Source organism: Micromonospora sp. NPDC047620 (assembly GCF_043205005.1).
Taxonomy (GTDB): Bacteria; Actinomycetota; Actinomycetes; order Mycobacteriales; family Micromonosporaceae; genus Micromonospora.
The window spans coordinates 1-15205 of record NZ_JBIDDG010000032.1; the positions used below are offsets into that span (position 1 = coordinate 1).

Genomic DNA, 15205 nt, shown 5'->3' on the forward strand with positions numbered 1-15205 from the left:
GGTGACTCGATGCTGGCGGTGACGCTGGTCGGGACGTTGCGTGCGGCCGGCTATCCGACGAGTGTGCGGGACGTGTTCGCGCACCGTACGGTCCGCGGCCTGGCCGCGGCTCTCGGCGGCGCCGACGCGGTCGAGGCGTTCACCCCGGTGGCCCCGTTCGCCCTGATCAGCGAGGCCGACCGGGCCGCCCTGCCGGCGGGCCTCACCGACGCCTACCCCGCGTCGCAGACCCAGCTCGGCATGCTGGTCGAGCTGGCCACCAGCGGGGACCGGGCGGCCTACCACAGCGTCATCGCCCACCGGGTCAGCGACGGACGGCCGTTCTCGGCCGAGGCGCTGCGGGCCGCCGTCGCCACGATCGTCGCCCGGCACGAGATCCTGCGTACCTCGTTCGACCTCACCGGCTACTCGGTGCCGATGCAGCTCGTGCACGCCGAGGTGACCCCGCAGGTGACCGTGGTGGACGGCCGGGACGTGCCGGCGGAACAGCAGGTGCGGCTCTTCGAGGAGTTCGTCGCGGCCGAGCGGGCCAACCGCTTCGACCTGGCCGCCGCGCCGCTGCTGCGGGTCGCCGCGCACCGGGACACCGACGAGACCTGGTGGCTGAGCTTCACCATCTGTCACGCGGTCACCGAGGGCTGGAGCACCGCGCAGCTGCGCGCCGAACTGCTCGCCGTCTACGCCGAGCTGGCCGACGGGCGGACCCCGGGCGAGGTCGAGCGTCCGCCGGTGCGGTACGCCGACTTCATCGCCGCCGAGCTGGCCTCGCTCGCCTCCGCCGAGGACCGGGACTACTGGCGGTCGGCGGTGGACGGGCGCAGTCCGTTCGCCCTGCCGGCCGGCTGGGGTGAGCCCGGCGACCCGAAGGCGACCTCGACCACCGTCGAGTTCGCCGACCTGGACGAGGCCATGGCGCGGTTCGCCTCCGACACCGGCGTGTCGGTCAAGGCGGTGCTGCACGCCGCGCACCTGAAGGTGCTCAGCCAGCTCACCACCGAGGAGAGCTTCTACACCGGCCTGGTCTGCGACGCCCGGCCCGAGCTGCTCGGCGCCGAGCGGGTGCAGGGCATGTACCTCAACACCCTCCCGTTCGGCTACCAGCGCACCGCCCGGACCTGGCGCGACCTGGTGACCGCGGTCTTCGACCGGGAGGTCGAGCTCTGGCCGCACCGGCGGTTCCCGCTGGCGGAGATCCAGCGCGGCAGCGGGCAGCGGCTGCTGCGGGTGCTCTTCAACTACCAGGACTTCACCCGGGCAGCGGAGGGCGTGGCCGCGACGGGCAGCGAGCCGGTCGTCGTCGGCAGCGCCGGCGACGGCGCGACCGAGTTCGAGCTGTCGGTCTTCGCGCACCGGGGCAGCTACGAGCTCTCCAGCCGCAGCACCGTGCTCTCCCAGGCCAACCTGGACCGGCTGGCCGGCATGTACCGGGCGGTGCTGACGGCGATGGTCGGCGACCCGGCCGGCGACGCGCAGGCGGTCTGCCTGCCCGGCGGCGAGCGGGAACGGCTGCTCGGCGTGGTCGACACCGGCGTCGAGGAACCGGTGACCGGCACCGTGGCCGAGCGGTTCCAGGCCCGGGTGGCCGCGGCACCCGACGCGGTGGCGGTGGTCGCCGGCTCCACCAGGTCGACGTACGCGCAGGTCAACGCGCGGGCCAACCGGCTCGCCGGGCACCTGCGGGCGGCCGGTGGCGGCCGGGGCACGGTGGTCGGTGTCTGCCTGGACCGGGGACCGGACCTGGTTCCGACCCTGCTCGGCGTCCTCAAGGCCGGCGCGGCGTACCTGCCGCTGGACCCGGCGCAGCCGGCCGAGCGGATCGCGTACCTGCTCGCCGACTCGGGCGCCCGGGTGGTGGTCGCCACCAGCGACCACGCCGGCGCGCTGGCCGGCTTCGACGGGGACCTGGTGCTGCTCGACCACACCGACCTCGGCGGCTACCCGGAGACCGACCCGGTCCCGGTGAACGACGCCGACGACCCGGTCTACGTCATCTACACCTCCGGCTCGACCGGCCGCCCGAAGGGTGTCTGTGTCAGCCACGCCAACGTGCTGCGGCTGCTCGACAGCGCCCAGGAGCACTACGCCACCGACGAGACCGACGCCGTCGCGCTGTTCCACTCGTACGCCTTCGACGTCTCGGTCTGGGAGCTGTGGGGCGCGCTGCTGCACGGCAGCCGGCTGGTGGTGGTGCCCCGCGAGGTGGCCCGGGTGCCAGAAGACCTGCTCGACCTGCTGGTCGAGCAGGAAGTGACCCTGCTGGCCCAGACCCCGACGGCGTTCCGCGGCCTGGTCCGACTCGCCGCCGACGGCGACCCGCGGCTGCGGCGGCTGGCGCTGCGTGCGGTGGTCCTGGCCGGCGAACGGCTCGACTTCGCCGAGCTCACCCCGTGGGTCGACCGGCTGGGGCTGGCCCGGATCGCCCTGGTCAACATGTACGGGATCACCGAGACCACGGTCTACTCCACCTACCACCGCATCACCCGGGCCGACCTGGCCCCGGGCGTGGGCAGCCGGATCGGCCGCCCGCTGCCCGGCCTGCGGATGTACGTGCTCGACCAGCACGGACACCCGGCGCCGCTCGGCGTGCCCGGCGAGATCCACCTGGCCGGGCACGGCGTCGCCCGGGGCTACCTGAACCAGCCGGCGCTGACCGCCCAGCGGTTCCTGCCCGACCCGTACGGCCCCGCGGGCACCCGGATGTACCGCACGGGCGACCTGGGGACGCGGCTGCCCGACGGCAGCGTGGAGTTCCTCGGCCGCCTCGACGACCAGGTGAAGCTGCGCGGCTACCGGATCGAGCTGGGCGAGGTGGAGTCGGCGCTGGCCGCGCTGCCGCGGGTCGCCGAGGCGGTGGTCGTGTTGCGCGAGGACACCCCGGGCGACCCACGACTGGTCGGCTACCTGGTCGGCGCGCCCGGACAGCGGCCGACGGCCGCTGAGCTGCGCCCCGCGCTGGCCCGGACGCTGCCGGAGTACATGATTCCGTCGGCCTTCGTGACGCTGGACCAGCTGCCCCGCAACAACAGCGGCAAGCTGGACCGGCGGGCGCTGCCCGCGCCGGAGGCCGGCGGTCCCGGCGGTGGGCGGGACGCGGTCGGTCCGCGTACCGAGCTGGAGGCACGGGTCGCCGGGATCTGGGCGCAGGTGCTGGGCCTGCCGGCGGTGGGCGTCGAGGACAGCTTCTTCGAGCTGGGCGGGCACTCGATCAAGGCGCTGGTGCTGGCCAGCACGCTGCGGGCGGCCGGCTTGGACGTGTCGGTCGCGGACGTCATCGACCTGCAGACCGTCGCCCGGCTCTGCGCCGCGCTGGCCGAGCGCACCGGGCCGGTGCACGTCGAGCGCCCCGTCCGGCCCTTCGAGCTGGTCTCCCCGCCGGACCGCGCCCTGCTGCCGGCCGGCCTCGCCGACGCGTACCCGCTGTCCCAGGTGCAGCTCGGCATGCTGCTCGAGATGCTGGCCGACAACGGCTGGAACCACTACCACAACGTGGCATCCTTCCTCGTCCGCGAGGACGACCCGGTGGACCTGCCGACGCTGCGCGACGCGGTGGAGCAGGTGGTGAACCGGCACGAGGTGCTGCGCTCCTCGGTGGAGCCGACCGGATACTCGGTGCCGATGCAGCTGGTGCACCCCGCCGTGCGGGTGCCGGTGGCACTGCGCGACCTGCGCGGGCTCGGCGAGGACGACCGGCAGGCCGAGCTGCGCCGGCTGGTCGCGGTGGAGTACGGGTCGCCGTTCGACGTCGGGCGGGCGCCGATGTTGCGGTTCGTCGCGTGCCAGGAGACCGACCGGAGCTGGCGGCTGATGCTGACGATCTGCCACGTGATCGTCGAGGGCTGGAGCCTGCACGCGCTGGTGGTGGAGATCCTGGACCGCTACCGGACGCTGCGCGCCGGTGGCCGGCCGGAGCCGGAGCCGCTGCCGGAGGTGCGGTTCGCCGACTTCGTCGCCGCGGAACGCCGGGCCCTGGAGTCCCCGGTGGACCGGCGGCACTGGCAGGACCTGGTGGATCGGTACGCCAAGTTCACCTTCCCCGCCGCGTGGCGGCCCGCGTTGCCGCCGCAGGCGCGTACCGCCCACACCGTGCGGGTGCCGTTCCACGACCTGGAGCCGGGCCTGCGCGCGCTGGCCTCCGCCGCGCGGGTCTCGCTCAAGGCGGTGCTGCACGCGGCGCACCTGACGGTGCTCGGCCAGCTCACCGACGAGCCGCGGTTCTACAGCGGTCTGGTCTGCCACACCAGGCCGGACATGGCGGGCAGCGAGCGGGTCTACGCCATGTCGCTGAACACGCTGCCGTTCCCGCACGACCGCGACGCCACCAGCTGGATCGAGCTGGTACGCCGCACGCACGCCCGGGAGGTGGAGATGTGGCCGCACCGGCGGTACCCGGCGCCGGCGATCCGGCCGGCAGTCGCCGGCGCCCGCCTGGTCGATGTCTACTTCAGCTACCTCGACTTCGAGGAGGTGGTCGGCGAACGCGTCGAGGCCGGCCCCCGGTACGCCGCCGCCAGCTCGGAGTTCGCACTGGCAGTCTCCGCGGTCGCCGGGCACCTCGCCCTCAGCAGCGACAGCGACCACCTGGACCGGGCCGAGGTCGAACGGATGGCCGCGATGTACCGGCTCGTCCTGACGGCCATGGTGGCCGACCCGGACGGCGACCCCCGCGCGGTCCGGCTGCCCGAGCGGGAACGGCACGACGTGCTGGTGGGCTGGGCCGAGGCGGCCGACGAGGACGCGCCGGAGCGGCCGGGGCTGGTGCCCGACCTGATCCAGGCGCGGGCCGCCGCCGCGGGCGACACGGAGGCGGTCGGTGGGCTGAGCCACGCCGGGCTCGACGCGGCGGCGAACCGGCTCGGCTGGCACCTGCGGGAGCGGGGCGTCGGGCCGGAGCGGGTGGTCGGGGTGCTGCTCGACCGGGGCGTCGACCTCGTCACCACGCTGCTCGGCATCTGGAAGGCGGGCGGGGCGTACCTGCCGCTCGACCCGTCCTATCCGGCCGCCCGGATCGCGTCCATGCTGGCCGACGCCGGCGTCACCGTGGTGGTCACCAGCACCGGCTACGCCGACCGGTTCCCCGACGTGGAGCGGGTGCTGGTCGACGCCGACGCGGAGCGGATCGCCGCCCACCCCGACGAGCGGCCCCCCGGCCGGACCGACCCGGACCAGCTCGCGTACGTGATCTTCACGTCCGGATCGACCGGACGGCCCAACGGCGTGCAGGTCAGCCACCGCAGCCTGGCCGGCTACCTCGACTGGGCGGTCCGCGAACTCGTCGCCGACCGGCCGGGCGGCGCGCCGCTGTTCTCCTCGGTCGCCTTCGACATGGTGGTGACCACCATCTGGGCGCCGCTGGTCGCCGGAGAGCGGCTGTGGCTGCTGCCGGCCGACGCCGGGCTGGACGAGCTCGGCCCGCGGCTGGCCGAGGCCGGGCCGTTCAGTTTCGTCAAGCTCACCCCGAGCCACCTGGACCTGCTCGCCGGGCAACTGACGCCCGAGCAGGCGGCGGCGCTGACCCCGGTGCTGGTGCTCGGCGGCGAGACGCTCACCCGGCGCACCTGCGAGCGCTGGCAGGCGCTGGCGCCGCGGACCGTGCTGCTCAACGAGTACGGGCCGACCGAGGCGACCGTGGCGGTCAGCCGGCACCCGGTCACCGGGGCGCTGCCCGGGGACGTGGCGCCGGTCGGCCGGCCGCTCGGCGGGATGCGCACCTACGTGCTGGACGCGCGGCTGCACCCCGTGCCGGTCGGCGCGGTCGGCGAGGTCTACCTCGGCGGGCCGGGCCTGGCCCGGGGGTACGCCGGCCGGCCCGACCTGACCGCCGACCGGTTCGTGCCCGACCCGTACGGGCCGGCGGGTTCCCGGCTGTACCGCACCGGCGACCGCGGTCGCTGGCTGCCGGACGGGCAGCTCGACCTGCTCGGCCGGGTCGACGACCAGGTGAAGATCCGTGGGCACCGGGTGGAGCCGGGCGAGATCCGCGCGGTGCTCGTCGCGCACCCCGCCGTCCGCGACGCGGTGGTGACCGCCCGACCGGCCCCCGGCGGCGGGAACCAACTGGTCGCGTACCACGTGGGCGGCGCGGACGACCTGGCCGGGCACTGTGCCCGGCGGCTGCCCGCCGCGCTGGTCCCGGCGGCCTTCGTCCCGGTCGACGCCATCCCGCTGAACGCCAACGGCAAGGTGGACCTGCGGGCGCTGCCGGCCGTGCCGCTGCGCGCCTCGGCGGACCACGTCCCGCCGCAGGGCCCGACCGAGCAGGCCCTCGCCGGGATCTGGGCCGACGTGCTCGGCGTCGAGGGGATCGGCCGGCACGACCGGTTCTTCGCCCTCGGCGGGCACTCCCTGCTGGTGGTGCCCGTGGTCACCGCCGCCCGGCAGGCCGGCATCCCGCTGACCCTGCAACAGGCCATGCTGGACCGGCCGTTGGCCGACCTGGCCGCCGCCCTGCCGGCGGACCGGCCGTCGGCCCGCGCCCGCGCGGTGGCGCCGCCGCTGGCGCCGGCGCTCGCCCGGCACCGGGTGCCCGGCGCGTCGCTGGCCCTGCTCGCCGACGGCGAGCTGGTCGAGGCGCGGGCGTACGGGCTCCGGGCCGACGGCGGCGAGGCGGTGACGCCGGAGACGGTGTTCCAGGTCGGCTCGGTCAGCAAGCACGTCACGGCGGTGGGCGTCCTGGTGCTGGTGCGCCAGGGGCACCTCGACCTCGACACCGACGTGAACGGCTACCTGAAGTCCTGGCAGGTGCCCGGCGACCGGCCGGTGACCCTGCGGCACCTGCTCGGGCACAGCGCCGGGCTGAGCCCGACCGGCAGCACCGGTCATCCGCGCGGCGGCCCGGTGCCCACCCCGCTGGATCTGCTGCGGGGCGAGGCCGGCGCCACCCACCCGCCGGTGCGGGTGACCCGGGAGCCGGGCACGGCCGCCGAGGAACGCAACAGCCACTACGTGGTCGTCCAGCAGCTCCTCGAGGACGTGACCGGCACCCCGTTCGCCGCGCTCCTGGCGGAACTGGTCCTCGACCCGCTGGGCATGACCGGCAGCGGGTTCGACCAGGACTTCCCGCTGCGCTGCGGGCGGCCCGTGGCGCTCGGCCACGACCGGTCGGGCCAGCCGGTCGACGGCGGCTGGCAGGTGCGGGCCGACCCGGCCGCGGCCGGGCTCTGGACCACCGCGACCGACCTCGCCCGGCTCCAGCGGGAGCTGCACCTCGCCCACCGCGGCGGCCGAGCCGTCCTGCTGGATCCCGGACTGACCCGCGAGATGACCGCCCCCGGCGTGGGCGGGGTGTGGGGGCTCGGCTGCGCGGTCGACCACCTCGACGCCGCCGAGGTGGAAATCACCCACCGGGGCACGTCGACCGGGTACCGGGCGATCACCGTCGGCCGGATGCACGCCGGCAGCGGAGTCGTGCTGTTGACCAACGGCGACGCGGGCGACGAGGTCATCGCCCGGCTCGCCGACACCACCGAGGGATCGGAGACCCAGTGAGCACGATGACCGCACCGACCGGCGCCGGCCGTGGCGCGGAACCGCCGGCCGGACGACGCAGCCGGCACCTGGTGTCGATCAGCGACCTGTCCGACGAGGACCTGTACTCGGTCGTCGCCCGGGGAGCGAGGTTCGCCGCCGGGGAGTGCGACGCCCCGCTCGCCGGGCGGGTGGTCGGGGCGTACTTCCTCAAGACCTCGACCCGGACCCGGACCGCCTTCACCGCGGCGGCCCTGCGGCTCGGCGCGGGCGTGATCCAGTACGGGCCCCAGGACCTGCAGACGAACACCGGAGAGACCAGCGCGGACACCGGCCGGGTGCTGTCGACCATGCTCGACGTGCTGGTGGCGCGTACCGCCGGCGACCCGGCCGAGTTGCGCGCCTGGGCAGCCCAGGACCGGATGTCGGTGGTCAACGCGATGAGCGCCGAGGAGCATCCCACCCAGGCGCTGACGGACCTGACCACGCTGCTGCGGCAGTTCGGCCGGATCGAGCGGCTGCGCCTGCTCTACGTGGGGGAGGCCAACAACACGGCCACCGCGCTCGCCCTGGCGATCACCCGGTTCCCGGGGGTGGAGCTGGAACTGCGCACCCCGCCCGGGTACGCCCTGCCGGCGCAGGTCCTGGACACCGCGACCCGGCAGGCTCGGGCCTGCGGGGCGAGCATCGTCGAGCGGCACCACATGTCCGACCTGCCCGGTGACCTCGACGCCATCTACACCACCCGCTGGCAGACCACCGGCACCAGCAAGCCGGACCCGCACTGGCGCCGGGTCTTCGCCCCGTTCCGGGTGGAGCAGGACCTCTGGCGGCGCAGCCCGAACGCGGTCTTCCTGCACGACCTGCCGGCGCACCGCGGCGAGGAGGTGACCGCCGAGGTGCTTGACGGGCCCGCCAGCATCGCCTTCCAGCAGGCGGAGAACAAGCTCTACAGCGCGATGGCGGTGCTCGACTGGTGCCAGGCCCCGGCGGGCGGGCCGGCACGGTGACGGCGCCCGAGAAGCCGGGCGCCGCCGCCGGCCGGCAGCGCGCGTCGCTGACCGGCAACCGGGACTTCCTGCTGCTCTGGGTCGGCTCGGGGGTCTCCGCGCTCGGCTCCCGGGCCACCTCGATCGGCTACACCCTGCTGGTCTTCTGGTCGACCGGGTCGGCCACCGCGGCCAGCCTGGTCACCTTCGCCGCGCTGCTGCCGAACCTGGTCGCCCAACTGCCGGCCGGCGCGCTGGTCGACCGGTGGAACCGGCGTACGACGATGCTGGTCTGCACCACCGGCCGGGTCGTCGGGGCCGGCAGCGTGGCGGCGGCGGTGCTGCTCGACGCGGTGTGGCTGCCACACCTGATGGTGGTCGCGTTCGTCGAGGCCACCCTCGGCATCTGCTACACGCTGGCGGAACGGGCGGCGGTGTGCAGCGTGGTGCCGACCGACCGGCTCGGCGCGGCGATGGCGGCCAACGAGTCGCGGGCCAACGCGGCCAGCATCCTCGGTCAACCGACCGGCACCCTGCTCTACTCCGCGGCCCGGTTCGCGCCGTTCCTCTTCGCCACCGTGGCGCACCTGGTATCGCTGGTCACCCTGCTGTTCGTCCGGCGGGACCTGCGGGCGCCCCGGTCGGCGGCGGACCGCGCGGGCGGGCTGCTGGCGCAGATCAGGGAGGGCTTCGACTTCGTCTGGGGCAAGGTCTACCTGCGCCGGGCGCTGTGCCTCTTCGCGGCCAGCAACATCCTGTTCCAGGTCCTCGGCCTCGGCCTGGTGGTGCTGGTCAAGGAGCGCGGCGGCGCGCCTTCCACGGTCGGCCTGCTGCTGGTGGTCAACAGCGTCTTCGGCATGGTGGGCGCGATGACCAGCAACGCGTACCTGCGCCGCTGGGGCATCCGGCGGATGATGATCGGCATCAACGTGGCCTGGGCGGTGCTGATGCCGCTGCTGGTGGTGGCGCCCGGACTGGTCGCGGTCAGCGCGATCCTCGCCCTGGTCAACTACGGGGCCGGGGTCGGCAACGTGGCCGGGATGCTCTACCTGGTCAAGACGGCCCCCGACGAGCTGCGCGGCCGCGCCGGCTCGATCTTCACGCTGCTCGCCTCGGGCGCCAACTCCGCCGGCGCGCTGCTCGCGGGCTTCCTGTTGGACGCCGTACGCATCGAGGTGGCGCTGGCGGTCGTCGGCGCGTCGATGGTGGTGATCGCGGTGTTCGCGGTGCTCGCCTTCGGCACCCGGGCCGCCGCCGAGGCGGAACGGGCCGAGGCAGCGGCCGAGCGGGCGGAAGCGGAACGGGCCGAGGCGGACCGCGCCGCGGCCAGCGGGGCCGAGCCGGTGCGGGCGGCGGCCGGGCCGGCCGGGACCGGCCCGCGCGTGGCCGGCTGACCCCGCGATATCGAGGAAATATGGCTGCCGCCGCCAAGCTCGCGGCAGTGGACCGACCTTCGCGTGGAGGAGACCTTCCGATGACCGAGCACGGCACCTGGCAGCCGTACGAGATCACGCCCACCAGCGCCGGCTGCGCGCCCACCGTCGACGGGCTGGTCGGCCAGCTGCGCGAGCTGGACCTGACGGCGCTGCTCACCGCCGAGAAGGCGCTGGTGTTCCGGGGCTTCGACGTCGAGCCGGGCACCCTGGACCAGGTGATGGACCTGCTGCTGCCGAACCGGCTGGCCTACGTGCACGGCAACTCGCCCCGGACCAAGGTCGGCCGCAACGTCTACACCTCGACGGAGTACCCCGCGCAGTACACCATCTCCATGCACAACGAGCTGTCGTACGCCGCGCACTGGCCGGCCCGGCTGCTCTTCTACTGTGAGATCGCCGCCCGCACCGGCGGCGCCACCCCGGTGGTCGACGCCCGGCTCTGGCTGGAATCCCTCGACCCGGAGGTCCGCGCCGCCTTCTCCGGCGGGGTGTGCTACCAGCAGAACCTGCACGACGGCCTGGGGCTGGGCAAGAGCTGGCAGCAGACCTTCGAGACCGACGACCGCGCGGTGGTCGAGGAGTTCCTCGCCGGAACCGGGGCGACCTGGAAGTGGACCGCCGACGGCCTGCGGGTCAGCCAGGTGCGCCCGGCGACCACGCGGCACCCGGTGACCGGGGTGGAGGTCTGGTTCAACCAGACCGACCAGTGGCACCCGGCGGGCCTGGACGACGAGGTGGCCCGGGTGATGACCCAGGTGATGACGCAGGACGAGCTGCCCCAGTCGGTCACCTTCGCCGACGGCAGCCCGATCCCGGAGGAATACGTGTTCCAGATCCGCGACCGCGGGCTGGACGCCGCGATCGACGTCGACTGGCGGGTCGGCGACCTGCTGCTGATCGACAACGTGCTGGTGGCGCACGGCCGGCGGCCCTACACCGGGGACCGCCGCATCCTGGTGGCGATGTCGGACTGACCGGCCGGCACGGCCTGTCCGCGCGGCGTGGTCACCGCCCGGACAGGCCGGCGCGGGTCGAGCCGGCCTTCGGCCCGGGGAGAGGGGTGTACGGATGGACGAGGCCGGTGGGCGCGGCCGGTGGCTGCGGGTCTTCCGCCGGGTCGAGCAGTCCGACCTGCGGCTGGTCTGCTTCCCGCACGCCGGGGGGAACGCGAACGTGTTCCAGCCCTGGGCGCGGCTGCTGGACGGCGCCACCGACCTGCTGGCGGTCTGCTACCCGGGCCGGCAGGACCGGCTGCTGGAGCCGTGCGTCGACGACATGGACGTGCTCGCCGACCGGATCATCGAGGTGCTCCTGCCGTACCTGGACCGGCCGCTGGCGTTCTTCGGTCACAGCATGGGCGCGTCGGTGGCGTACGAGGTCACCTGGCGGCTGGAGTCCCGCCACGGCTTCGCCCCGAGCATGCTGTTCGTCTCGGGCCACGGCGCGCCGCACGTCAGCCGGGTCGAGCTGGACCCGGACCTGGCCGACGACGAGTACCTGCTGGGCCGGATCGGCGCACTCGGCGAGGTCGACCCGGTGCTGCTGCGGTCACCGAAGCTGCGCGAGCTGATCATGCCCGCGCTCCGGGCGGACCTGCGGATGCTCTACCGATACCTGCCCCGGGAACCGGAGAAGGTGCGTACCCCGATCACCGCCTACCTGGGCACCGACGACCCGACCTGCACCACCGCGACGGTGGACGCCTGGGCCGAGCTGACCACCGGCGGTTTCGCGCTGGAGACCTTCCCCGGTGACCACTTCTACCTGGTGCCGGAGCAGGAACGCCTGCTCGCCGCGGTGACCGCGCGGCTGCGCTGACGGTCCGCCCCCCGCCGGATCCCGGCCCGATCCACGACGCCCTCACCTCCGCCGGCGCACTCAGCGCAAGCTCAGAGTCACGCTGTGGTCCTGCCGCCTTCTAGCGTTAGGGGACACCTTCCGGTGTGGAGTCTGGAGGATCCATGGCAACCGCTGCGAGCAACGCGTCGCCCGGCCTGGTGGCGTCACTCAACGGCAGGTTCCACCGCACGGCGCTCACCCTGTACATGGCGGTGGTCGTCGCGCACTGGGCGGAGCACCTGGTGCAGGCGTACCAGATCTGGGTGCTCGGCTGGCCGCGGCCGGAGGCGCGCGGCGTGCTGGGGATGCCGTTCCCCTGGCTGGTCAGTTCCGAGTGGATGCACTACGGCTACGCCATCGTGATGCTGATCGGCCTGTTCCTGTTGCGGTCCGGGTTCACCGGCCGCTCCCGGGCCTGGTGGATGGTGGCCCTGGCCCTGCAGTTCTGGCACCACATCGAGCACGCGCTGCTGCTCGTGCAGGCCCACAGCGCCTTCCGGCTGCCGGGCGCGGCCGAGCCGACGAGCCTGCTCCAGCTGATCGTGCCCCGGGTGGAGCTGCATCTGTTCTACAACTCGGTGGTCTTCCTCCCGATGCTGATCGCCATGTACCTGCACCTGCGCCCGAACGCCGCGGAGCGGGCCGCCGCGACGTGCTCCTGCGTGCACCGGGCCGGTGCGCCGACGTGGCGCCAGCCCGTGGCGGCCACCGACTGACCCGGCCGTCATGTCGAGCACGCGACGGATCTACGCCGGCGCCGCCCTCACCGTGGCGGCGCTGGTGGCCGTTCTCGCCCTCGCCGGCCGGATCGACTCGCCGTCCGCCGCCGCGTCGAAGGTCGAGGTGGTCTCGCTCGAGCCGGCCGACGGCGCCGTCCTGTCGGGCGCGCCGACCGCGGTACGGATCCGGGTCGACGGCCGGCCGGACCTCGCCGGATCCCACATCTCCGTCTACGCCGCGGACCGGTCCCTGCTCAACCAGGGGGCGCTGATGGCCGCCGGCCGCGACGGCCTGACCCAGGCGGTGCGGGTCACCGGGTCCGGTGAGGTCGCCGTCGCGTACCACGTGGTCACCGACGACGGTCGGGACGCCTCCGGCATCGCCCGGTTCACGGTGGGCGCGGCGGGCGGGGCGGCGGCCCCGCAGCCGGAGCCCCCGGTGCCGGCCCACGCCCACGGGGTCGACCCGGTCGGCGCCGCCCTGCTCGCCGTCGACGGCCTCGCGCTCCTCGCCGTGCTCGTGCTGCTCGCCCGGCGCCGCTCCCGCGTCGACCGCGACACCGCCTGATCCCGCGACCCGTTCCAACCTGCCCGCCCGCCCGGTGCACCCGCTCGGGCCGGGCGGGTGCTTGTCGTGCGGGGGTAGCGCCTCGTCGACCACCATGCGGTCGTGCCGCCTCCGCGTGCCCCGATCGGGTGGTGTGCGCACGGCGCGCCCCCTCCGGGGGGCACAAATCGGACGTTAGGTAAGTCATGGCTGCTAAAGTCCTCGGCGTGCGGGCCGGACGGCTCCGCTGGCACCACGCACCAGCAGGAAGGCCAGGTGGCATGAACAAGACGTCCGACGTCGTCAGGGACACCGAGCGCGAGCTGCGCGATCACCCCAGCGGCATGAACGCCCTGGTGGTCCGGCGCAGCTACGACGCCTCACCGGAGGAGCTGTGGGACGCCATCACCGATCCCGAGCGCCTGGTGCGCTGGTTCCTGCCGATCTCCGGTGACCTGCGGGTCGGCGGGCGCTACCAACTGGAGGGCAACGCCAGCGGCGAGATCCTGCGGTGCGAGCGGCCGAACACGATCGGCCTGACCTGGGAGTCGGCTGACGGCAGCAGCGAGGTCGAGCTGCGGCTCACGCCGGCGGGGGACGCCACCGTCCTGGAGTTGGAGCACGCGCCGGTGCCGGCCGAGATCATCCCCAACGCGGCGCCGGGGGCGTGGGGCATCGGCGCCGGCTGGGAGATGAGCCTGGTCGCGCTGGACGACTACCTCGCCGGCACGCTGCCCGAGGGCCGCGCGGTCGACTGGATCGCCACGGCGGGTCCCGAGGATATGGCGGCCGCGTCCGAGTCGGCCGAGCGGATCAGCCAGGCGTGGACGACGGTGATCGCCCAGCGACGCTGACCGGGCGCGGTCCCGCCCCGGGCCGCGGGTGCTCACCAGGCGACCGGCAGCGCGTACAGGCCGAAGATGTTGCCCTCCTCCTTGAGCGGCAGGTCGTCCACGTCCACGGTCAGCCGCAGCCCGGGCAGCCGTCGGACCAGCCGGCTCAGCGCGACGTCCAGTTCCAGCCGGGCCAGGTGCTGGCCGGGGCAGATGTGGCGTCCGTAGCCGAAGGCGAGGTGGTGGCGGGCGTCGCGGTCCGGGTCGAACTCGTCCGGGCGGTCGAACGCCGCCGGGTCCCGGTTCGCGGCCTGGCCCAGCGCCACCACCCCGTCCCCGGCCCGGATGGTCACCCCACCGATCGTCACGTCGGCGGTGGCGGTGCGCGCGGTCGCCGCCTCGACGACGGTGAAGTACCGCAGCAACTCCTCGACGGCGGCGGGGAACCGGCCCGGCTCGGCGCGCAGGCGGGCGAGCCGCTCCGGATGGGCCAACAGGGCCAGCACGCTCAGTGAGATCATGTTCGATGTCGTGACGTGCCCGGCGACCAGCAGCACGAAGGCCATGCTCACCACGGCCTCGTGGTCCGGCTCGCCGGCCGCGCGCTGCGCGGCGAGCAGCCGGCTGAGCACGTCGTCACCGGGGTGCCGCTCCTTGTCGGTCACCACGCCGTCGAGGAAGTCGCGGATCTCGCGGGCGCACCGGGCCCGTTCGTCCGCGGGCGCGCCGCGACTCAGCATCCGGGTGGACCGGCGTTCGAAGAACCCGTGTTCGCCGTACGGCACGCCGAGCATCTCGCAGATCACCCGCGACGGCACCGGATAGCTGAACGACGGCACCAGGTCGGCGCTCGACCGCCCGGCCGTCATGGCGTCGAGGTGCTCGTCCACCACCCGCTCGACCAGCGGCCGCAGCTGTCGCACCCGCCGCGCGGCGAACTCGTCGACGATCTGGCGGCGGGCCGCGGTGTGCTCCGGCGGGTCCATCCAGTTCAGTGGAGGACGAAAGTTCTCGAACGAGGCCTGCCGCTGGCTCTCCGTGGTCGGCGCGAACCGCGGGAAACCGGCCCGGCGCCGGTCCGCGCTCATTCGCGGGTCGCTGAGCACCTGCTTGACGTCGGCGTACCGGGACACCACCCAGGCCGTGTTGCCGCCGAGCATGGGCAGCCGGGCGACCGGCTGTTCGGTCCGCAGCCGGGCGTACTCGGCCGGCGGGCCGAACGGGCACCGGCGGGGCAGCGGAAACGCGTCGATTCCGGCCGCGCTCCCGGCTCCGGCCGGCCCGGCCGCCGCCTGCCTGGGCGTGACCGGCGGTCCGGACGTGACCGGCGGTCCGGACGTGACCGGCGGTCCGGACGTGACCGGCGGCCCGGGTGGGG

At 74.5% G+C, this 15205-nt stretch carries 9 protein-coding genes; 8 read left to right on the plus strand and 1 reads right to left on the minus strand.

Annotation, left to right across the window (positions count from 1 at the left end):
* Positions 1-18: 18 nt before the first annotated feature.
* The 8 genes from ACGF5C_RS28625 to ACGF5C_RS28660 all read left to right on the plus strand — a co-directional run bounded on the left by ACGF5C_RS28625 (position 19) and on the right by ACGF5C_RS28660 (position 13848).
* A complete protein-coding gene (locus ACGF5C_RS28625) occupies positions 19-7485 on the plus strand; it encodes an amino acid adenylation domain-containing protein (RefSeq protein WP_393306561.1) in 7467 nt (2488 codons plus the stop codon).
* Positions 7486-7490: 5 nt separating this feature from the next.
* Entirely contained in the window at positions 7491-8474 is a 984-nt protein-coding gene (locus ACGF5C_RS28630) for an ornithine carbamoyltransferase (protein WP_393306563.1), read from the plus strand.
* A complete protein-coding gene (locus tag ACGF5C_RS28635; RefSeq protein WP_393306565.1) occupies positions 8441-9847 on the plus strand; it encodes an MFS transporter in 1407 nt (468 codons plus the stop codon). The genes ACGF5C_RS28630 and ACGF5C_RS28635 overlap by 34 nt, the downstream gene beginning before the upstream one ends.
* Before the next feature lie 80 nt (positions 9848-9927).
* Positions 9928-10863 (plus strand): TauD/TfdA family dioxygenase, encoded by a 936-nt coding sequence (locus tag ACGF5C_RS28640; protein WP_393306567.1) that lies wholly within the window; start codon positions 9928-9930, stop codon positions 10861-10863.
* Between the two features lie 94 nt (positions 10864-10957).
* Complete coding sequence (locus ACGF5C_RS28645) at positions 10958-11707, plus strand: thioesterase II family protein (RefSeq protein ID WP_393306569.1); 750 nt, start codon at positions 10958-10960, stop codon at positions 11705-11707.
* A gap of 143 nt (positions 11708-11850) precedes the next feature.
* Positions 11851-12444 (plus strand): hypothetical protein, encoded by a 594-nt coding sequence (locus ACGF5C_RS28650; RefSeq protein WP_393306571.1) that lies wholly within the window; start codon positions 11851-11853, stop codon positions 12442-12444.
* Positions 12445-12454: 10 nt separating this feature from the next.
* Positions 12455-13015, plus strand: a complete 561-nt coding sequence (locus ACGF5C_RS28655; protein ID WP_393306573.1) for a copper resistance protein CopC — start codon at positions 12455-12457, stop codon at positions 13013-13015.
* Between the two features lie 260 nt (positions 13016-13275).
* Complete coding sequence (locus tag ACGF5C_RS28660) at positions 13276-13848, plus strand: SRPBCC family protein (RefSeq protein ID WP_393306575.1); 573 nt, start codon at positions 13276-13278, stop codon at positions 13846-13848.
* A 32-nt stretch (positions 13849-13880) separates the two neighbouring features.
* Here ACGF5C_RS28660 and ACGF5C_RS28665 read toward each other — a convergent pair whose 3' ends face one another.
* Positions 13881-15080 carry a cytochrome P450 gene (locus tag ACGF5C_RS28665; protein ID WP_393306632.1) on the minus strand — a complete coding sequence of 400 codons (1200 nt, stop codon included), beginning with the start codon at positions 15078-15080 and terminating at the stop codon, positions 13881-13883.
* Positions 15081-15205 lie beyond the last annotated feature (125 nt).

Coding starts and splice junctions, on each gene's coding strand:
- ACGF5C_RS28630 (WP_393306563.1), top strand. CDS start 7,491: ATGACCGCACCGACCGGCGCCGGCCGTGGCGCGGAACCGCCGGCCGGA.
- ACGF5C_RS28640 (WP_393306567.1), top strand. CDS start 9,928: ATGACCGAGCACGGCACCTGGCAGCCGTACGAGATCACGCCCACCAGC.
- ACGF5C_RS28645 (WP_393306569.1), top strand. CDS start 10,958: ATGGACGAGGCCGGTGGGCGCGGCCGGTGGCTGCGGGTCTTCCGCCGG.
- ACGF5C_RS28650 (WP_393306571.1), top strand. CDS start 11,851: ATGGCAACCGCTGCGAGCAACGCGTCGCCCGGCCTGGTGGCGTCACTC.
- ACGF5C_RS28655 (WP_393306573.1), top strand. CDS start 12,455: ATGTCGAGCACGCGACGGATCTACGCCGGCGCCGCCCTCACCGTGGCG.
- ACGF5C_RS28660 (WP_393306575.1), top strand. CDS start 13,276: ATGAACAAGACGTCCGACGTCGTCAGGGACACCGAGCGCGAGCTGCGC.